The following is an 18021-nucleotide window of genomic DNA, read 5'->3' as shown; positions in this document are numbered from 1 at the left end:
GGGCTACACCTTAGAGTTGCGTCAGTTTTTGCAGCATCTGGTCGGTCGTCGACACTGCTTTACTGTTAATTTCATAGGCGCGCTGGACCTGGATCATATTCACCAGCTCTTCCGCCACGTTAACGTTCGAGGTTTCCACATACCCCTGATACAGCAGCCCCGCCCCGTTCAGGCCCGGGGTACTTTCATTTGGCGTGCCGGAAGACTGCGTTTCGGTGTAGAGGTTCTCACCGATGCTTTCCAGCCCGGTATCGTTCATGAAGGTCGTCAGATTGAGCTGTCCAACCTGGACCGGCGCGGCCTGACCTTGCTGAGTGACGCTGACGATACCGTCACGACCAATGGTGATACTCAGCGCGTTCGCCGGGATGGTGATCGCAGGTTGAACCTGGAAGCCGCCCGCTGTCACCAGCTGACCATTCTGATCCACCTGGAACGAACCATCGCGGGTATAGGCGGAGGTCCCGTCAGGCAGCTGCACCTGGAAGAAACCCTGACCTTTGATGGCAACGTCTTTACTGTTGTTGGTCTGGGACAGGTTGCCCTGGCTGTGCAGACGCTCGGTGGCAACCGGGCGCACGCCGGTACCAATTTGCAGACCGGACGGCAGCGTGGTTTGCTCAGAAGACTGCGCCCCTGGCTGACGAATCGTTTGATAAAGCAAATCTTCGAAAACCGCACGCTGGCGCTTGAAACCATTGGTGCTGACGTTTGCCAGGTTGTTGGCAATCACATCCATATTGGTTTGCTGTGCGTCCAGACCGGTTTTCGCGATCCATAAAGAACTGATCATAGGGAGTCCTGTTAACTCATAGCCAGAAGTTGGTTAGCCTTGCCTGCGTTTTCATCGACGCTGCTGATAATTTTCATCTGCATTTCGAAGCGGCGGGCGCTGGCGATCATGTCGGTCATGGCTTCTACCGGTTTGACGTTACTGCCTTCCAGCACGCCGGACATCACGCGGATGGTCGGGTCGGCCTGTAACGTGGCGCCACGCGTGGCCTGCGCCGCCTGGGTCAGACGGAACATCCCGTCATCGCCACGCTGCACTTCGTTGCCTTCCGCTTTCACCAGCTTCAGACGACCGACAGGCGCAACGGTGTTAGCCGGGTCGCCCGGGTTTAACGCCGAAATCGTCCCGTCTGCCGCAATGGTCAGCTCTGACCCTTCCGGCACCGTCAACGGACCGGCTTCGCCCACCACCGGATGCCCCTGAATCGTCAGCTGCCCGGTGGCGCTCACCTGGATATTACCGTTGCGGGTATACCCTTCCCCGCCGTCAGCCGTTTGCACCGCCAGCCAGCCGTCCTGCTGAAGGGCAACGTCCAGCGGACGCGCGGTGTAATCCATCTGGCCTGGCGTCATGTCGGCGCCCGGGGTGGAAGCGGTGACCAGCGTACGCGTGGGCAATGACAGCCCTTCTACCGGCACCGCACGCAGCGCGTTGAGCTGCGCACGAAAACCTGGCGTGGAGGCGTTCGCCAGGTTGCTGGCGGTAACAGCCTGCTGGTTGAGCGTCTGGCTTGCTGCGCCCATCGCTGTATATATTGCGTGATCCATTGCGCTTTCCCGTCAGCTGCTTAACGCAGGTTAACCAGCGTGTTAAGGATCTGATCCTGGGTTTTGATGGTCTGCGCGTTGGACTGGTAGTTACGTTGCGCGACGATCATGTTCACCAGCTCTTTACTCAGATCGACGTTAGAGGCTTCCAGCGCGCCGTTGGTCAGCGTGCCGAAGTTACCGGAACCCGCAGTACCCAGCAGGGCAACACCGGAAGACTGCGTGGCAGACCAGACGTTGTCCCCTTCGGATTTCAGGCCTTCGTTGTTGGCGAAGTTTGCCAGCACGATCTGGCCCAGCACCTGGGTCTGTTCGTTCGAATAGTTACCGACAACGGTACCGTCATCGTTGATCTGGTAGCTCACCAGATCGCCCGGCTTATAACCGTTCTGGCTCGTCGCCACGATGTTGTTCGCACCGGTATTCTGTTGCATGGAGTTGGCGAAACTCATGTCAAACGTGGCTGGCGTCGCGCCCGGAACGGTGCCCGTTGTGATCTTGATATCATCGCCACCCGTCAGCACGCCGCTCGCATTAAAGGTCAGCGTGGTTGCCAGTTTCGCTGCATCTCCCGCTACGCTGCCGTCCTGGGAATACACCTTCCAGGAGTTAGCTGGCGTCGCGTTTTTGACATAGAACAGGTTCATGTTGTGCGCATTACCCTGGCTGTCAAACACCGTCACGGTGCCTTTCTTGTTGTAAGAGTCAGGGTTGGCCGGGTCGAAGGCGACGGTTGGTGCAGTATCGGTGGAGTTCAGGTTGATCTGCTGAGAGGCCGTGGTGGTGGACTTCGCCGCCATCAGCGTCGTTGGGATGGAGATCGCCTGCGGATTCGCACCGGTTTGCACCGTAGGCGGCGTGCCGGCAACCGGATAACCGGTTAACTGAAGCCCCTGCATGTTCACCAGGTTACGGTTTTCATCCAGCTTGAACTGGCCGTTGCGGCTGTAGAATACGGAACCGTTGGCATCCACCATACGGAAGAAACCGTTCTGGCTGATGGCGACGTCCAGACCGCGACCGGTGTTGGTGGTCGTCCCGTCGGTGAAGTCCTGGGTGATACCCGCCACCTTCACGCCCAGGCCCACTTTAGAGCCTGCAAACATATCTGCAAAAGACGCAGAACCGGATTTAAAACCATAGGTCGCGGAGTTGGCGATGTTGTTGCCAATGACGTCCAGGTTGGTGGCCGCAGCATTCAGGCCGCTGACCGCTTGAGAAAAGGCCATGACTTACTCCTGATAAGTATGAAGGCTTAGATAATCTGCCGAACTTCGTCGAGTGTGGTGGTACCGGAGGTACCCAAATCCAGTTTGTTACCATCGCTACCTTTGATGACGCCCTGAACCAGGGCAAACTGTAGCGGCTGAGCCACCAGCTGAGTGGTGCCGTTGCTGGCGCTAATCGCAACCTGATACGAGCCGTTAGGCGCTTTAGTGCCGTCGGTCAGGCTGCCATCCCAGGTAAAGGTATGAACGCCCGCTTTAAGCTCGCCAATCTCAATCGTGCGCACCACGTTGCCGCTGGCGTCTTTGATTGTGGCGGTGACTTTGTCGGCCGGCTGCTGCAACTCAACGCCAAACGGCGTCGTGGTGGTGGTGGACGTGCCATCGGTAGTGCTGGTGCCCGCCAGAATCGTGGTCCCCGGGATCATCACCCCGTGACCGATCAGGTTGGCGGCCTGCAAGGACTGGCTATTATCGATTTGACCGGAGACCGAGCCGAGCGTGGTGTTCAGTTTCTCAATGCCGCTGACGGTACTGATCTGCGCAAGCTGCGTGGTCAGTTCGTTGTTCTGCATCGGATTGGTCGGGTCCTGATTTTTCAGCTGCGCCACCAGCAGGGTCAGGAAGCTGCTCTGTAAATCGGAGGCATTGCTGCCGGTGAGAGAGCTGGAACCGGTCGCACTGCTGGTGCTATTGACGCCGGTATTTGTCGGGTCATTCACGTTTACGGCGATGGACATGCGTGTCTCCTTTACTGGCCGAGAGTGAGTGTTTTGAGCATCATGCTCTTCACGGTATTAAGCACTTCGACGTTTGCCTGGTAGCTGCGCGACGCGGACATGGAGTTCACCATCTCCCCGACCACATCCACGTTCGGCATTTTCACGTAGCCGCTGGCATCCGCGAGCGGGTTGCCTGGCTCGTAAACCAGCTTGTCGGGTGCCTGGCTCTCAACCACGTCCGCCACTTTTACGCCGCCCGTTGCCGCACCCGGTGCAGCATCAACCTGGAAGACAACCTGTTTAGCGCGATACGGTTGCCCGTCAGGGCCTGTCACGCTGTCGGCGTTGGCCAGGTTACTGGCGGCCACGTTCAGTCGTTTAGACTGCGCCGTTAATGCCGAACCGGCGATATCAAAAATATTCAGCAAGGCCATTTACTAATTGCCCCCCTGTAGGACGGTCATCATGCCTTTAATTTGCCCGCCGAGTAGCGTCAGGCCTGTCTGGTATTGCAGGCTGTTATCGGCAAACTGTGTGCGCTCCCGGTCCATGTCGACGGTGTTACCATCAAGCGAGGGCTGATCGGGAATACGGTAAAGCAGGTCGGTCGTTGGCGCGGTCATCGCTTGAGCGGGAATATGACGTGAGGATGTCAGGGCCAGTGAGACACCCGTTCCTTCGGCACGTCCACGCTCCATCACTTTTTTGAGTTCACTGGAAAAATCAATATCGCGCGCCTGATACCCGGGGGTATCCGCGTTGGCGATATTGGCGGCTAAAATCTCCTGCCGCTGGGCGCGTAAATTGAGCGCTTCCTGCTGAAAACGTAACGCGGCGTCGAGTTTATCGAGCATGTCTCCTCCGCTGATGAGAAAATTTCAGTTCACAGCTTAAATCTCAAGGCGTCTCCCTTATCGACGGAATAAGCGCAAAATGCGTCGCTATTTGTTGCGTTGATGGAAAACCACTGCGGGTAGAATTTGCTTAATTCTGGACATGGTGGAACGTGCGATGCGGACTTTTAAACGTGGCCTGGCGGCGACCCTACTGCTTTTGAGCCCTCTGGTGCAGGCTGAGGGGTTAGAGGACCAGCTCAATGCATTCTTTGCGCAGAAGCTGGCCGGTTTCAGCGATCACGTACGCGTGACCGTGCGCACCCCGCCTAACCTTTACCCTTCCTGCGAAGCCCCGTCATTTAGCGTGACCGGCAGCACAAAGTTATGGGGTAACGTGAACGTGCTGGCGCGTTGCGCCAATGAAAAACGGTATTTACAGGTTGCGGTACAGGCGACGGGCAATTATGTTGTCGCCGCCGTTCCGATTCCGCGAGGCAGCCTGCTGCAACCTGACAGCGTAACGCTGAAGCGAGGCCGTCTGGATCAGCTTCCACCGCGGACGATGCTGGACATTAACCAGGCTCAGGAGGCGGTCAGCCTGCGCGATGTCGCCCCTGGACAGGCGATACAGCTATCCATGCTGCGCCAGGCATGGCGGGTGAAAGCGGGACAACAGGTGATGGTGGTCGCCAATGGCGAAGGCTTTAGTATCAACAGCGAAGGAAAAGCGCTGAATAATGCCGCAGTGGCGCAAAATGCCCGGGTCAGAATGTCCTCAGGCCAGGTGGTCAGCGGCACGGTCGGTCCTGATGGGAATATTCTGATTAACCTGTAATCTTTTTAAAGATTTCGCGGCGACTGCCGATAAATATTCAACAAATGATGATGTCAGGCGCAAACGCCGCGAACCCTCGATGAGGACAACACTATGAGCATTGATCGTACATCAGCCCTGAAGCCGGTTAGCACTGTACAACCTCGCGAAACGAATGAGGCTGCCCCGCAAAAAACGCGTCTGGAAAAAACGTCGACCGCTAACAGCACCAGCGTCACGCTGAGCGATGCGCAGTCGAAGCTGATGCAGCCAGGCAGCAGCGATATCAACATGGAACGTGTTGAAGCGCTGAAAACGGCTATCCGTAACGGCGAACTGAAAATGGATACCAGCAAAATCGCTGATGCGCTGATTCAGGACGCACAGAGTTTCCTCCAGAGTAACTAACCGTATGAGTCGACTGTCAGAAATACTGGATCAGATGACGGTGGTCCTGAACGACCTGAAAACGGTGATGGATGCCGAACAGCACCACCTCTCTTCTGGTCAAATCAACGGCAGCGCGTTGCAACGCATAACTGAAGATAAAAGCTCGCTGCTGGCGACCCTGGATTATCTGGAAAAACAGCGACGCGCTGAGCAAGACGCGAAACGCAGCGCCAATGATGAGATCAACGAACGCTGGCAGACCATTACAGAAAAAACCCAGCATCTTCGCGATCTCAACCAGCATAACGGCTGGCTGCTGGAAGGTCAGATTATCCGTAATCAGCAGGCGCTTGAGGTGTTAAAGCCCTATAAAGAGCCGGGGCTGTACGGTGCGGATGGTCAGACGGCCACGGCACGTATCACGGGCGGGAAAAAGATTTCGATTTGACGCAGTAGCGGCACGTCATGAAGCGGGGAGCACCTTCTGGTGAACTCCCCTTTTGACGTTTATACCGTGCGGCGGGTGAATTCTTTCACCTTGAAGCCAAGCACCGCCAGCGTGGCAAAGTACGCCACCACCCCGACCGCCACCACGGCCATCAGACGCATCAGGCGGTAAGGCATGGTGCCCTGCGCCCATTCAGGCATGACATACAACATGCCAACCAGCGCGGCCGCCATCACCACTACCGCGATCGCCAGACGCAGCAGGAAGCTTGCCCAGCCCGGCTGCGGTGTGAAGATATCCTGCTTGCGCAGCTGCCAGTACAGCAGCCCGGCGTTCAGACAGGCCGCCAGACCAATCGACAATGACAGCCCCGCGTGTTTCAGCGGTCCAATAAACGCGAGGTTCATCAGCTGCGTCATAATCAGCGTCACAATGGCAATCTTAACCGGCGTTTTGATGTCCTGACGTGAATAGAAACCGGGCGCAAGCACCTTCACGACGATCAGCCCCATCAGCCCCACCGAGTAGGCTACCAGTGCACGCTGGGTCATGGCGGCATCAAAGGCGGTGAATTTTCCATACTGGAACAACGACACCGTCAGCGGTTTTGCCAGGATCCCCAGCGCCACCGCGCTTGGCAATGCCAGCAGAAAACAGAGACGCAGTCCCCAGTCCATCAGGCGGCAGTATTCATCGTGGTTTCCGCTGGCGAAACTTTTCGACAGCGACGGCAGCAGAATAGTCCCCAGCGCCACGCCCAGCACCCCTGATGGAAACTCCATCAGACGATCGGCGTAGTACATCCAGGACACCGAGCCCGACACCAGGAAAGAGGCGAAGATGGTATTGATGATCAGCGAGATCTGGCTGACGGACACGCCGAGTATCGCCGGTCCCATCTGTTTAATAACGCGCATTGCGCCCGCATCTTTGAAACTAATGCGCGGCAGAACCAGCATGCCGATCTTTTTCAGGTGCGGAAGCTGGTAAGCAAGCTGTAACACCCCGCCGACGGTCACGGCCCAGGCCAGCGCCAGCACCGGTGGGTTAAAATGCGGCGCGGCGAACAGCGCAAAGCCAATCATGCTGACATTAAGGAACGTGGGGGCAAAGGCCGGCACGGAGAAGCGGTTCCAGGTATTCAGGATGGCACCCACCAGCGACGCCAGCGAAATCAGCAGAATATAGGGGAAGGTTATCCGCAGCAGTTGCGTCGTCAGGGCAAATTTATCCGCCGTGTCGGCAAAGCCCGGTGCCGTTACCATGATTACCCAGGGCGCTGCCAGCATGCCCAGGACGGTCACGATCGCCAGCGCCAGCGTCAGTAAACCGGAAACGTAAGCCACAAAGACGCGGGTGGCATCTTCGCCCTGCTTGCTTTTATATTCCGCAAGGATCGGGACAAATGCCTGTGAGAAAGCCCCTTCGGCAAAAATACGGCGCAGCAGGTTCGGCAGCTTGAACGCAACGAAAAAGGCGTCAGTCGCCATCCCTGCGCCAAAAACCCTTGCCACAATGGCATCGCGCGCAAAGCCAAGCACGCGGGAAAACATGGTCATCGAGCTGACGGCCGCCAGCGATTTTAATAAGTTCATTAACGTGAAGTTCCACAACCCTACGGATTTCCAGGACGGATAAGCGAAAGCGCCACCCGGCAAAGCCAACAAGCGGCGCTTAGTCTAACCGGATTTCAACGAATTACTATCGGCAGATGTTACAGCGAGTTATTCCGACATGGCTTCGCGCCAGAGTCGTTCCACGATGCGCTGCGCCAGAATGGCCTGCTCCCCGGACGTTTCAGGAACCGTCTGATTCTGCACGCAGGTGATGAAGTGACGCGCGCAGCCCACAAAGCCACGCTGTTCCAGGGTGCTCTGCCAGCCGGGAACGGGTAACGCAACCACGCCATTGCCCTTCTCTTCCCGCCACTCTCGCATATCGGTGACGTCATACAGCGCGCCATCCGTAACGGCCTGCACGGACTCGCGCTGGCTGCCCGCCCGACGATGCATGCTGGTCGTCACCTGCAAATGCTCAACGGCAAAATGATGTTCGGCGTAAACCATCTCACCCTGCTCGTTGGTCAACAGCGTGCCGCTTTGCAGCTGGGCTTTTCCGTTACTCAGCCACAGGGCCGTATCCACGACGTGGAGATAATCATCCAGCAGCGTGAAGCGCAGATCGCTCGGCCCCACGCTGTCGGTACGGTGCTTATCCATACGCAGAGAGGCGAACGAGCCGGACTGCGCTTTAAGCTGCTGATAGAGCGGCGCAAAACGGCGGTTGAAGCCGACCATCAGCGTCAGCTTTTTACGCGCGGCCAGCTCAATCAGTCGCTCAGCATCCTGTACATTTTCCGCCAGGGGTTTATCCACGCAGACGTGAACGCCTGCATTCAGCAACTCGCTCACCACCTGGTAGTGCGTCGCGGTTGAGGTATGCACAAATACCGCATCACATTCACGGGCTAAATCCTGTAGCGAACCGGCATAAGGGATGCGCCAGGTTTTGCAGATGCGCTCTGCTTTCTCGCGGGTGGGAGACCACGCCCCTTGCAGCGTCCAGTCTGACGCGGCGCCTAAAACGGGCAGCCAGGCTTTTTGCGCAATCCCTCCCAGCCCCACAACACCAATGCGTAATGTTGTCACGATTAATCTCCCAGATGTGCGAGTAACGCATCCAGACGCTGCTTCAGCGCGGCAACCTCGTCTTCCAGGGCTGCCACGCGCGCGGTCAGGCTTTCGTTTGATGCTGGCGTGTCGGATACGACGGCCAGCGCAGAGGGCTCCACGTCGCCGCTAAACAGGTGCATGTAGCGGCTTTCACGCTTGCCCGGTTCGCGGGGCAGACGCACCACGTAGGGACCGTCCTCGCGTGAGGCTAATCCCTCCAGCGTCTGTTCAACGTCCTGCATATCCTGAAACTCATGCATGCGGGAGGCGCGTGTGCGCAGTTCCCCCGGCGTCTGCGCCCCGCGCAGCAGCAACGTGGTGATAACAGCCACTTCCGCAGCGCTGAGTTTTAAATCGCCAAATTCAGAATTACAAAAGCGCTGTTCATATTTAGTGACGCGGTTACCGAAGCCGCTGACGGTGCGCAGGTAGTGGCGCTTCACCAGCTCATCAAGGATATCCTGCACCTCGTGCTCGCCAAGGTTCATCACCGGCTCACGGTTCGTCTTCTGGTTGCAGGCCATCGTGACGGCATTCACGGACAGAGGATACTGTTCCGGCGTGGTGACCTGCTTTTCCAGAAGGCAGCCGATCACGCGCGCTTCGGCGCCATTTAACTGATATTTCATCTTTTCTCCTTAACGACCCGCGGTCCACTCCTGTGTGGTGAGCGCGGTGAGCACATGGTCCCGCCACTCGCCGTCAATCAGCAGATAATCTTTGGCATAGCCTTCTTTCTCAAACCCCAGGCGGGCCAGCAGATCGCCGCTGCGCTTATTGTGCGGCATGTAGTTAGCCATAATGCGATGGATATGTTGCGTGCGCTGCATGTAGCGAATCGCCGCCGTCAGCGCCTCAAACATGAGCCCCTGTCCCTGCCATTTCTGGCCGATGGAATACCCGAGATAGCAGGCGTGAAACGACCCGCGTACCACGTTTGAAAAATTGGCAATGCCAACGATCTCTTTCTCTTCCGGATCGAGAAGCGCGAAATAAAACGCACTTCCCTGTTTATGAAATTCCGCAATCATACTGAGGCGCGCCTGCCAGCCAGAGGGGTAGCAGTGGCTCTCGTCCCGAACGGGTTCCCAGGGTTTTAAAAACTGGCGATTCTCGGCGTAATAATCCGCCAGACGCCAGGCATCACGCTCATGCACCAGACGAACGACCAGCCTGTCCGTCGTCAGACGCACTTTTGGCACATTACTGCGATAGCCAAACATCGTTACCACTCCTTCCCGTCGCTTCTGCTCTGCCTGTTAGCTTTACTATACCTGTGCCTGCGCCTTCTGTGAAAACAGTGACATACCATTTTGATCGCTTTTCACATTTTTCGATGAGAACTCTCTATCAAAGCACCTTTTTGATAAAAAAATATTGTCGCCAGCGGGTATGGGAAAAAGAGCGGCGACACCGCAGAATGTTAGCGTGCTCACCTTTTATTTTCCCTGGAGGGAAAATGTCCCGCGTATCACAGGCCAGGAGCCTGGGTAAATATTTCCTGCTCGTCGATAACATGCTGGTCGTGCTCGGCTTTTTTGTCGTTTTTCCGCTTATATCAATTCGTTTTGTCGATCAAATGGGCTGGGCGGCATTGATGGTCGGGATCGCGCTGGGTCTACGCCAGTTTGTACAACAGGGTCTGGGCGTGTTTGGCGGCGCAATAGCTGACCGCTTCGGCGCGAAACCGATGATCGTCACCGGCATGCTGTTACGTGCGGCGGGATTCGCCACCATGGCAATCGCTCATGAACCCTGGCTGCTGTGGTTCTCCTGTTTCCTTTCCGGGATTGGCGGCACCCTTTTCGACCCACCGCGTACCGCGCTGGTGGTTAAGCTTATCCGTCCGCAACATCGGGGGCGCTTCTTCTCGATTTTGATGATGCAGGACAGCGCTGGCGCGGTAGTGGGCGCCCTGCTGGGAAGCTGGCTGCTGCAATACGATTTCCGCCTGGTTTGCGCCACCGGCGCGGTGTTGTTTATTCTCTGCGCGCTGTTTAACGGTCTGTTTCTGCCCGCATGGAAGCTGTCGACGGTGAAAGCACCTGTGCGGGAAGGGCTTGACCGTGTGTTGAGCGATAAACGCTTCGTCACCTATGTGTTAACCCTGACCGGCTACTACATGCTCGCCGTGCAGGTCATGCTGATGCTGCCCATTATGGTTAACGATATTGCCGGCACGCCGGCAGCGGTGAAATGGATGTATGCCATAGAGGCCTGCCTCTCACTGACTCTGCTCTATCCAATTGCCCGCTGGAGCGAGCGCCGTTTCCGGCTTGAGCACCGTCTGATGGCCGGGCTGTTGCTGATGACGCTGAGCATGATGCCCATCGGTCTGGTAAGTTCGCTTCAGCAGCTGTTTATGCTGATCTGCACCTTCTATATTGGCTCAATCATTGCCGAGCCAGCCCGTGAAACGCTGAGCGCGTCACTTGCCGACGCCCGGGCCCGGGGCAGCTACATGGGCTTCAGCCGTCTCGGGCTGGCGCTTGGCGGCGCGCTGGGTTACACCGGTGGCGGCTGGCTGTTTGATGCCGGAAAAGCGCTCCATCAGCCGGAGCTGCCGTGGGTCATGCTCGGCATGGTCGGCTTTATGACGCTGATTGCCCTCTGGTGGCAGTTCAGTGATAAACGCAGCACCCGCGGGATGCTGGAGCCTGGCGCCTGACCTCTTGCATTATCAGTTTTTTCTGCTGGTTTCTGTAGGATCACCCTGACATACTGGCGTATCAGGACAGATGCGCCGATTTTATGTTGAGGAACGCCATGAAAAAGATCGTTATTGCCGCTGCGTTAATTGTCAGTGGTCTGCTGGTGGGATGTAACCAGCTTACGCAGTACACCGTCAGTGAGCAGGAAATTAATCAGGCGCTGGAAAAACATAATAACTTTTCAAAAGATATCGGCGTGCCCGGCCTTGCGGATGCGCATATCGTCCTGACGAATCTCGCCAGCCAGATTGGTCGCGAGGAGCCTAACAAAGTCACCCTTTCCGGCGATGCCAGCCTCGATATGACCTCGCTCTTCGGCAATCAGAAAGCGGATATCAAGCTGAAGCTCAAGGCGCTGCCGGTCTTTAATAAAGAGAAAGGGGCAATTTTCCTGCAAGAGATGGAAATCGTCGATGCGGTTGTAACGCCGGATAAAATGAAACCGGTGCTGCAAACGCTGATGCCGTATCTCAACCAGTCGTTGCAGAACTACTTTAACCAACAGCCTGCCTATGTTCTGAGCGAAGACAAAAGCAAAGGTGAATCTCTGGCGAAAAAATATGCCAAAGGGATAGAGGTGAAACCGGGTGAAATCATCATCCCTTTCACCGACTAAATACTCCGGGCGCTCAGGCGCCCGTTTTTTTAACGGAATAGTGTGCAAACGAAAACGTTTCCGCTTATGATTTGTGTCCGGCAAAAACAGCCATCTTATGACTGATCTCTTTCAAGCCGGAGCTTCCATGACTGTACAATCCCAGGTTCTCAAAATCCGCCGCCCAGACGACTGGCATATCCATCTTCGTGATGGCGACATGCTGAAAACCGTCGTGCCGTATACCAGCGAAATTTATGGCCGTGCGATTGTTATGCCTAACCTGGTTCCGCCAGTCACTACCGTCGAGGCCGCGATTGCCTATCGCCAGCGTATCCTTGACGCCGTTCCGGCCGGGCACGATTTTACCCCGTTGATGACCTGCTACCTGACGGACTCGCTGGATCCCAATGAGGTTGAGCGCGGGTTTAACGAAGGTGTGTTCACCGCCGCGAAGCTCTACCCGGCGAATGCCACCACCAACTCCAGCCATGGGGTGACCAGTATCGACGCCATCATGCCCGTTCTGGAGCGTATGCAAAAACTGGGCATGCCGCTGCTGGTGCACGGGGAAGTGACCCACGCTGACATTGATATTTTCGATCGTGAAGCACGTTTTATCGAAACGGTCATGGAGCCGCTGCGCCAGCGTCTTCCGGGGCTGAAAGTGGTGTTTGAACACATTACGACTAAAGATGCCGCAGAGTATGTCCGGGATGGAAACGAGCTGATTGCCGCCACCATCACTCCGCAGCACCTGATGTTTAACCGTAACCACATGCTGGTGGGCGGCGTTCGCCCACATCTGTATTGTCTGCCGATCCTCAAGCGCAACATCCACCAGCAGGCGCTACGTGAGCTGGTCGCCAGCGGCTTCCCGCGCGCGTTCCTCGGCACGGATTCCGCCCCGCATGCCCGTCACCGTAAAGAGGCGAGTTGCGGCTGTGCAGGCTGCTTTAACGCCCCGACCGCCCTGGCAAGTTACGCAACCGTGTTTGAAGAGATGAATGCGTTAGACCATTTCGAAGCCTTCTGCTCCCTTAACGGCCCGCGTTTCTACGGTCTGCCGATCAATGACACGTTCATTGAGCTGGAGCGCAAAGAAAGCCAGGTTGAAGCGTCGATTGCGCTCACCGACGATACGCTGATCCCCTTCCTGGCCGGTGAAACCGTAAACTGGACGGTAAAACGCTAAAAAACTGTCGCCCCCTGTTGTCAAACCGATAATATAACTGTATAAATAAACAGTATATTACACAGGGGGCATTTATGCGTATTGAAGTCACCATTGCCAAATCCACCGTCCTGCCTGCTGGCGCACTCGACGCTCTGGCGGGTGAACTATCCCGACGTATTAACAGCACTTTTCCTGAAATCGATGGCGCCGTAACGGTACGTTATGCGACAGCAAACCATCTTTCCGTCATCGGCGGCGCGAAAGAAGACAAAGAACGCATCAGCGAAATTTTGCAGGAAACATGGGAAAGCGCCGACGACTGGTTCATCACTGATTAAAATTTGCTCCCTCATTGTGTTTTTTGCCGGGTCGCCCCGGCTTTTTTTCGTTTCGTCTCCTGAAAGTTCAAAATATTTCAGCATCTTCTTAGAAAATCGTGAACAAGATGGCGTTTTATTGTTCGAACAATCCTAAAAAGCAGAAAAATGTGTTGCTACCCGTTTATTTTTTCCTGCTGAACCCTTATTAATTGATATACTGAAATTGCTTTCAGAAAAACATGCATTGAACCTCAAAGTCGTTGTCTTCTAACACGCATTAAGGGGGTTATAATGGAAAAGAATAGTGAAGTGATCCAGACCCATCCGCTTGTTGGCTGGGATATCAGCACCGTAGACAGCTACGATGCGCTGATGCTGCGTTTGCACTACCAGACCCCAAATCAGCTAAACCGTGATGAAGCGGAAGTTGGACAGACGCTGTGGCTTACAACAGACGTCGCCCGTCAGTTTATCTCTATTTTGGAAGCAGGCATCGCAAAAATAGAATCTGGCGACTACCAGGAAAATGAGTATAAACGGCATTAATCTTATGCCTCTTCACTCAACAGGCACCCTCGCGGTGCCTTATTTATTTCGTTCTTGTATAAGCCTACATAGTTAATTACTCTGCTAACAAAGCGTTAGTAAAGAGAAGCCTATGAAATACGATTTGATCATTATCGGAAGCGGCTCCGTAGGATCTGCCGCCGGTTATTACGCCACGCAGGCGGGTCTGAATGTGCTGATGATTGACGCCCATCGTCCCCCCCACTCTGAAGGAAGCCATCACGGCGATACCCGTCTGATACGTCACGCTTATGGCGAAGGTGAGCGCTATGTACCGCTGGTGCTTCGGGCTCAGACGCTGTGGGATGAGCTGGCCGCCCTCACCGAAGAACGCATTTTTGAGCGCACCGGGGTCGTTAACCTGGGGCCAGCCAGCTCCACGTTTCTGGCGACCGTCGAGGAGAGCGCGAAAGCCTACCGCCTGGACGTCGAGCGTCTGGATGCGAACGGCCTCATGGCGCGCTGGCCGGAAATTTCTGTCCCTGAAGACTACATTGGGTTGTTTGAAGCCAACTCTGGCGTACTGCACAGCGAAACGGCCATTAAGACCTGGATTGATCTCGCCGCCAAAGCGGGCTGCGCGCAGTTGTTCAACTGTCCGGTCACGGGCATCACCCACCATGCAGAGGGTTCAACCGTCACCACCTCTGAAGGTGAATATACCGCCACGCGTCTGCTGGTGAGTGCGGGAACGTGGGTGACGAAACTGCTGCCGGACCTGCCCATCCAGCCGGTGCGAAAAGTCTTCTCCTGGTTCCAGTCTGACGGGCGTTACAGCAGCCAGAACAAATTCCCGGCGTTTACAGGCGAGTTACCCAATGGCGACCAGTTCTACGGTTTCCCCTCGGAAAAAGACGCGCTCAAGATTGGCAAACATAACGGCGGGCAGGTAATTTCCTCTGCGGAAGAACGCAAACCGTACGGAGCTTATCCGCAGGATGGTTCCGAAGCCTTCACGTTCCTGCGTAATATCCTGCCGGGCGTAGGCGGGTTGCTTTACGGCGCAGCGTGCACCTACGACAACACCCCGGATGAAGACTTTATCATCGACACCCTGCCGGGGCACGACAACACCCTGCTCGTAACCGGGCTCAGCGGTCACGGGTTTAAATTTGCCTCTGTGTTAGGTGAAATCGCCGCCCAGTTTGCTCAGGGGAAAGCGCCTTCGTTTGATCTCAAGCCCTTTGCGCTCTCGCGCTTTGATCGATAATACCTCTTCAGGCTCCGAGTAACCGGGGCCTGTTTAGCGAGAGGGGCATGATGCGCAGACTGGTGAATTACCTTATCAATAACATCCGCGAGCATTTCATGCTCTACATTGTTCTCTGGTCGCTACTGGCGATCATTGACGTTATCTATATTGTATTCTTCTGAACATTCTCGCTGACGTTTATTGACACTCCTTTAAATTTATTTAACTTATATTTTTTAAAAAACGTCGCCTCAAATTTATTGAACGAAGCGATTGAAATACATTGCGCAAACACATTCAAATTCGCTGAAATAAATTAAATAAAATACATTATTCATTTTTTTCAGTTGCATTATTTATTTAACCCGTCCATTTTTATTGCTCAGTCATTTGAGAACGGAAATTCATATGCAATGGCGTAACTCCTCCCGTCGCTACGGAATAATATCCATGTGTTTACACTGGCTATTTGCAATTGCCGTCTATGCCATGTTTGGTCTCGGCCTCTGGATGGTGACATTAAGCTATTATGACGGTTGGTATCATCAGGCCCCCGAATTGCACAAAAGCATTGGGGTTCTGCTGATGATGGGTCTGGTTTTTCGCGTGATCTGGCGACATATCTCTCCGCCCCCTCCTGCGCCCAAAAGCCATGGCCGACTTACCCGCATAAGCGCTGTTGGCGCGCATATCGCACTCTATGCCCTGCTGTTCGCCATTCTGATCAGCGGCTATCTCATTTCGACCGCAGACGGCAAACCGATCAGCGTATTTGGGCTTTTTGATGTCCCAGCCACGCTGGCTGACGCCGGTTCACAGGCTGACACCGCAGGTGTGGTTCATTTGTGGCTGGCATGGAGCGTAGTGATCCTGTCTGTCCTGCATGGCCTTGCGGCCCTGAAACACCACTTTATTGATAAAGACGATACGCTGAAGCGCATGCTTGGCCGTTCGTCAGTTGACTCTGGAGCATAAAATGAAAAAACGCCTGTTGGGTATCGCATTAGGTTCGCTGTTATTTACTACCGGTTCGGCCCTGGCCGCCGACTATAAAATTGATAAAGAGGGCCAACATGCCTTCGTCAATTTCCGTATTCAGCATCTGGGTTACAGCTGGTTATATGGCACGTTCAATGATTTCGATGGCACATTTACTTTCGACGAGAAAAACCCTGCTGCCGATAAAGTGAACGTCACCATTAATACCAACAGCGTCGACACTAATCACGCCGAGCGTGATAAACATCTGCGCAGCGCTGAATTCCTGAACGTGGGCAAATTCCCGCAAGCTACTTTCGCGTCGACAGAGGTGAAGAAAGACGGTGATAAACTGGCTATTACCGGTAATCTCACGCTGAACGGCGTAACAAAACCGGTCACACTGGATGCCAAATTAATTGGACAGGGTGACGATCCATGGGGCGGAAAACGTGCTGGCTTTGAAGCCGCAGGCAAAATTCATCTGAAAGATTTTAATATCACCACGGATTTAGGCCCGGCATCGCAGGATGTAGAGCTGATTATTTCGGTGGAAGGCGTTCAGCAGAAGTCATAAAACAGGCCCGGCAGGCTTGTGAGCCGCCGGGCAGTGTTTTACTCCGGGTCCGGAATACCCAGTTTGGTATTCAGTCGGCCCCGGGATTTATTAAAGATCTTATTCCCGTTCTCGCGTCCGGCACGGCGACGACGTTGCTCTTCTTCAGGCAACATACTCTCTTCACTGCACAGCTCGCTACAGCAGCCATTAAACTTCTCGGCACATGCAGGGCACTGAATAAACAGCAGATGACACCCGTCGTTTTTGCAGTTGGTATGCGTATCGCACGGTGTTCCGCACTGGTGGCAGTGCGCGATCACATCCTCTGAAATTCGCTCGCCCATACGCTCATCAAACACAAAGTTCTTACCGATAAAACGCACCGGTAAACCCTGCTCACGGGCGCGGCGGGCATACTCGATAATCCCACCCTCAATGTGCCAGACTTTATTAAACCCGTTGTGCTTCATCCAGGCGCTGGCTTTTTCACAGCGGATCCCCCCGGTACAGTACATCACGATCTTTTTGTCTTTATGCTCCTGCATCATCTCAACCGCTTTCGGCAGTTGCTCGCGGAAGGTGTCGGCAGGAATTTCCATCGCATTTTCGAAGTGCCCCACTTCATATTCGTAGTGGTTACGCATATCGATGAACACCGCATCCGGATCGTCGAGCATCGCGTTCACTTCAGCGGCCTTCAGGTATTCCCCCACATTAGCAGCATTGAAGCTCGGATCGTCAATGCCATCCGCCACAATACGCTCGCGCACCTTCATGCGCAGCACCCAGAATGATTTACCGTCATCATCCAGCGCAATATTCAGGCGTAAGCCGTTAAGCGCCGGATCAAACCCGTAAAGGAGATCGCGGAAGGCGCTGACCTTGCTTTCCGGCACGCTGATCTGCGCGTTAATCCCCTCACGTGCCAGATAGACGCGACCAAACACGTTCAGGGCGGTGAAAGCCTGGTAAAGCGCATCGCGGGTCGCCTGTGGATCGTCGATGGTGAAATACTTATAGAAAGAGATCGTTGTGCGCGGTTCGGTTTCGGCCAACATACGCGCTTTCAACATCTCATTCGAAACGCGGTTGTGTAACACTGGCATGGTGTACATGTCCTGCAATCGTTGAGAAATAAAAATCGGTCGGCATGATATAGCAAACAAAGACAATTTACATCCACACAATTTACGCTACATTTCAGTGAATCTGATTAATCAGACTTAACATTTGCATATTCTTTCATGTTTCGAT

Annotated in this window: 23 protein-coding genes; 12 read left to right on the top strand and 11 right to left on the bottom strand. The window is 54.8% G+C overall.

Features of this window, described 5'->3' with window-relative positions:
- Positions 1-10: 10 nt before the first annotated feature.
- Genes flgG through flgB form a run of 6 tightly spaced genes read right to left on the bottom strand, consistent with a single transcriptional unit; the run spans position 11 to position 4362 of the window.
- Positions 11-793, bottom strand: a complete 783-nt coding sequence (gene flgG, locus BFV63_RS08120) for a flagellar basal-body rod protein FlgG (RefSeq protein WP_000625853.1) — start codon at positions 791-793, stop codon at positions 11-13.
- An 11-nt stretch (positions 794-804) separates the two neighbouring features.
- Entirely contained in the window at positions 805-1560 is a 756-nt protein-coding gene (locus BFV63_RS08115; RefSeq protein WP_048240989.1) for a flagellar basal body rod protein FlgF, read from the bottom strand.
- A 20-nt stretch (positions 1561-1580) separates the two neighbouring features.
- Entirely contained in the window at positions 1581-2789 is a 1209-nt protein-coding gene (gene flgE, locus BFV63_RS08110; protein WP_003857992.1) for a flagellar hook protein FlgE, read from the bottom strand.
- A gap of 26 nt (positions 2790-2815) precedes the next feature.
- Positions 2816-3526, bottom strand: a complete 711-nt coding sequence (gene flgD, locus BFV63_RS08105; RefSeq protein WP_003857994.1) for a flagellar hook assembly protein FlgD — start codon at positions 3524-3526, stop codon at positions 2816-2818.
- 11 nt (positions 3527-3537) lie between these two features.
- Positions 3538-3942, bottom strand: coding sequence for a flagellar basal body rod protein FlgC (gene flgC / locus BFV63_RS08100; RefSeq protein ID WP_003857997.1), 405 nt, complete (start codon positions 3940-3942; stop codon positions 3538-3540).
- Between the two features lie 3 nt (positions 3943-3945).
- A complete protein-coding gene (gene flgB, locus BFV63_RS08095) occupies positions 3946-4362 on the bottom strand; it encodes a flagellar basal body rod protein FlgB (protein ID WP_003857999.1) in 417 nt (138 codons plus the stop codon).
- Between the two features lie 157 nt (positions 4363-4519).
- On the opposite strand from flgB, the gene flgA reads away from it, so the two are divergent.
- The 3 genes from flgA (at position 4520) to flgN (ending at position 5996) form a co-directional block, all read left to right on the top strand.
- Positions 4520-5179, top strand: a complete 660-nt coding sequence (gene flgA, locus BFV63_RS08090; RefSeq protein ID WP_045345744.1) for a flagellar basal body P-ring formation chaperone FlgA — start codon at positions 4520-4522, stop codon at positions 5177-5179.
- A gap of 93 nt (positions 5180-5272) precedes the next feature.
- Entirely contained in the window at positions 5273-5566 is a 294-nt protein-coding gene (gene flgM, locus BFV63_RS08085; RefSeq protein WP_003858002.1) for a flagellar biosynthesis anti-sigma factor FlgM, read from the top strand.
- A gap of 4 nt (positions 5567-5570) precedes the next feature.
- Complete coding sequence (flgN, locus tag BFV63_RS08080; protein ID WP_003858003.1) at positions 5571-5996, top strand: flagella biosynthesis chaperone FlgN; 426 nt, start codon at positions 5571-5573, stop codon at positions 5994-5996.
- 59 nt (positions 5997-6055) lie between these two features.
- On the opposite strand, the gene murJ is transcribed toward flgN, so the two are convergent.
- The 4 genes from murJ to rimJ all read right to left on the bottom strand — a co-directional run bounded on the left by murJ (position 6056) and on the right by rimJ (position 9891).
- Positions 6056-7591 (bottom strand): murein biosynthesis integral membrane protein MurJ, encoded by a 1536-nt coding sequence (gene murJ / locus BFV63_RS08075; protein WP_003858004.1) that lies wholly within the window; start codon positions 7589-7591, stop codon positions 6056-6058.
- 129 nt (positions 7592-7720) lie between these two features.
- Positions 7721-8644, bottom strand: coding sequence for a Gfo/Idh/MocA family protein (locus tag BFV63_RS08070; protein ID WP_032658019.1), 924 nt, complete (start codon positions 8642-8644; stop codon positions 7721-7723).
- Positions 8645-8646: 2 nt separating this feature from the next.
- Positions 8647-9297 (bottom strand): YceH family protein, encoded by a 651-nt coding sequence (locus tag BFV63_RS08065; RefSeq protein ID WP_045350125.1) that lies wholly within the window; start codon positions 9295-9297, stop codon positions 8647-8649.
- A 9-nt stretch (positions 9298-9306) separates the two neighbouring features.
- Positions 9307-9891, bottom strand: a complete 585-nt coding sequence (gene rimJ, locus BFV63_RS08060; protein WP_003858007.1) for a ribosomal protein S5-alanine N-acetyltransferase — start codon at positions 9889-9891, stop codon at positions 9307-9309.
- 236 nt (positions 9892-10127) lie between these two features.
- Between rimJ and mdtH the strand changes: the two genes are divergently transcribed.
- From mdtH to BFV63_RS08015, 9 genes are all read left to right on the top strand, one after another.
- Positions 10128-11336 (top strand): multidrug efflux MFS transporter MdtH, encoded by a 1209-nt coding sequence (gene mdtH, locus BFV63_RS08055; RefSeq protein ID WP_003858008.1) that lies wholly within the window; start codon positions 10128-10130, stop codon positions 11334-11336.
- A 98-nt stretch (positions 11337-11434) separates the two neighbouring features.
- Positions 11435-11995, top strand: a complete 561-nt coding sequence (locus tag BFV63_RS08050; RefSeq protein WP_023305855.1) for a lipoprotein — start codon at positions 11435-11437, stop codon at positions 11993-11995.
- Positions 11996-12122: 127 nt separating this feature from the next.
- Positions 12123-13169, top strand: coding sequence for a dihydroorotase (gene pyrC, locus BFV63_RS08045; RefSeq protein WP_023315804.1), 1047 nt, complete (start codon positions 12123-12125; stop codon positions 13167-13169).
- Positions 13170-13243: 74 nt separating this feature from the next.
- Entirely contained in the window at positions 13244-13489 is a 246-nt protein-coding gene (dinI, locus tag BFV63_RS08040) for a DNA damage-inducible protein I (RefSeq protein ID WP_048240991.1), read from the top strand.
- Positions 13490-13762: 273 nt separating this feature from the next.
- Positions 13763-14017: a biofilm formation regulator BssS gene (gene bssS / locus BFV63_RS08035; RefSeq protein ID WP_003858012.1), complete on the top strand. Its 255-nt coding sequence runs from the start codon at positions 13763-13765 to the stop codon at positions 14015-14017.
- A gap of 112 nt (positions 14018-14129) precedes the next feature.
- Entirely contained in the window at positions 14130-15248 is a 1119-nt protein-coding gene (gene solA / locus BFV63_RS08030; RefSeq protein ID WP_048240992.1) for an N-methyl-L-tryptophan oxidase, read from the top strand.
- A gap of 50 nt (positions 15249-15298) precedes the next feature.
- Positions 15299-15412 carry a YceO family protein gene (locus tag BFV63_RS08025; RefSeq protein WP_003858014.1) on the top strand — a complete coding sequence of 38 codons (114 nt, stop codon included), beginning with the start codon at positions 15299-15301 and terminating at the stop codon, positions 15410-15412.
- A gap of 226 nt (positions 15413-15638) precedes the next feature.
- A complete protein-coding gene (locus BFV63_RS08020; protein ID WP_003858015.1) occupies positions 15639-16205 on the top strand; it encodes a cytochrome b in 567 nt (188 codons plus the stop codon).
- Between the two features lies 1 nt (position 16206).
- On the top strand, positions 16207-16785 hold the full coding sequence (locus BFV63_RS08015) for a YceI family protein (RefSeq protein WP_022650779.1): 579 nt from the start codon (positions 16207-16209) through the stop codon (positions 16783-16785).
- A 38-nt stretch (positions 16786-16823) separates the two neighbouring features.
- Here BFV63_RS08015 and trhO read toward each other — a convergent pair whose 3' ends face one another.
- A complete protein-coding gene (gene trhO, locus BFV63_RS08010) occupies positions 16824-17873 on the bottom strand; it encodes an oxygen-dependent tRNA uridine(34) hydroxylase TrhO (RefSeq protein WP_003858018.1) in 1050 nt (349 codons plus the stop codon).
- Positions 17874-18021 lie beyond the last annotated feature (148 nt).

Origin of the sequence: Enterobacter hormaechei subsp. xiangfangensis (assembly GCF_001729785.1) — a bacterium.
Classification (GTDB): Bacteria; Pseudomonadota; Gammaproteobacteria; order Enterobacterales; family Enterobacteriaceae; genus Enterobacter; species Enterobacter hormaechei_C.
This window is presented reverse-complemented; position numbering and strand designations above follow the sequence as displayed.

Excerpts from the sequence above, each read along its gene's own strand:
- BFV63_RS08025 (WP_003858014.1), top strand. The coding sequence starts at position 15,299 with ATGCGCAGACTGGTGAATTACCTTATCAATAACATCCGCGAGCATTTC.
- flgM (WP_003858002.1), top strand. The coding sequence starts at position 5,273 with ATGAGCATTGATCGTACATCAGCCCTGAAGCCGGTTAGCACTGTACAA.
- flgN (WP_003858003.1), top strand. The coding sequence starts at position 5,571 with ATGAGTCGACTGTCAGAAATACTGGATCAGATGACGGTGGTCCTGAAC.
- bssS (WP_003858012.1), top strand. The coding sequence starts at position 13,763 with ATGGAAAAGAATAGTGAAGTGATCCAGACCCATCCGCTTGTTGGCTGG.
- BFV63_RS08015 (WP_022650779.1), top strand. The coding sequence starts at position 16,207 with ATGAAAAAACGCCTGTTGGGTATCGCATTAGGTTCGCTGTTATTTACT.
- BFV63_RS08065 (WP_045350125.1), bottom strand. The coding sequence starts at position 9,297 with ATGAAATATCAGTTAAATGGCGCCGAAGCGCGCGTGATCGGCTGCCTT.
- flgA (WP_045345744.1), top strand. The coding sequence starts at position 4,520 with ATGCGGACTTTTAAACGTGGCCTGGCGGCGACCCTACTGCTTTTGAGC.
- flgB (WP_003857999.1), bottom strand. The coding sequence starts at position 4,362 with ATGCTCGATAAACTCGACGCCGCGTTACGTTTTCAGCAGGAAGCGCTC.
- rimJ (WP_003858007.1), bottom strand. The coding sequence starts at position 9,891 with ATGTTTGGCTATCGCAGTAATGTGCCAAAAGTGCGTCTGACGACGGAC.
- BFV63_RS08050 (WP_023305855.1), top strand. The coding sequence starts at position 11,435 with ATGAAAAAGATCGTTATTGCCGCTGCGTTAATTGTCAGTGGTCTGCTG.
- flgG (WP_000625853.1), bottom strand. The coding sequence starts at position 793 with ATGATCAGTTCTTTATGGATCGCGAAAACCGGTCTGGACGCACAGCAA.
- BFV63_RS08115 (WP_048240989.1), bottom strand. The coding sequence starts at position 1,560 with ATGGATCACGCAATATATACAGCGATGGGCGCAGCAAGCCAGACGCTC.
- BFV63_RS08020 (WP_003858015.1), top strand. The coding sequence starts at position 15,639 with ATGCAATGGCGTAACTCCTCCCGTCGCTACGGAATAATATCCATGTGT.
- mdtH (WP_003858008.1), top strand. The coding sequence starts at position 10,128 with ATGTCCCGCGTATCACAGGCCAGGAGCCTGGGTAAATATTTCCTGCTC.
- flgE (WP_003857992.1), bottom strand. The coding sequence starts at position 2,789 with ATGGCCTTTTCTCAAGCGGTCAGCGGCCTGAATGCTGCGGCCACCAAC.
- trhO (WP_003858018.1), bottom strand. The coding sequence starts at position 17,873 with ATGCCAGTGTTACACAACCGCGTTTCGAATGAGATGTTGAAAGCGCGT.
- solA (WP_048240992.1), top strand. The coding sequence starts at position 14,130 with ATGAAATACGATTTGATCATTATCGGAAGCGGCTCCGTAGGATCTGCC.
- flgD (WP_003857994.1), bottom strand. The coding sequence starts at position 3,526 with ATGTCCATCGCCGTAAACGTGAATGACCCGACAAATACCGGCGTCAAT.
- pyrC (WP_023315804.1), top strand. The coding sequence starts at position 12,123 with ATGACTGTACAATCCCAGGTTCTCAAAATCCGCCGCCCAGACGACTGG.
- dinI (WP_048240991.1), top strand. The coding sequence starts at position 13,244 with ATGCGTATTGAAGTCACCATTGCCAAATCCACCGTCCTGCCTGCTGGC.
- flgC (WP_003857997.1), bottom strand. The coding sequence starts at position 3,942 with ATGGCCTTGCTGAATATTTTTGATATCGCCGGTTCGGCATTAACGGCG.
- murJ (WP_003858004.1), bottom strand. The coding sequence starts at position 7,591 with ATGAACTTATTAAAATCGCTGGCGGCCGTCAGCTCGATGACCATGTTT.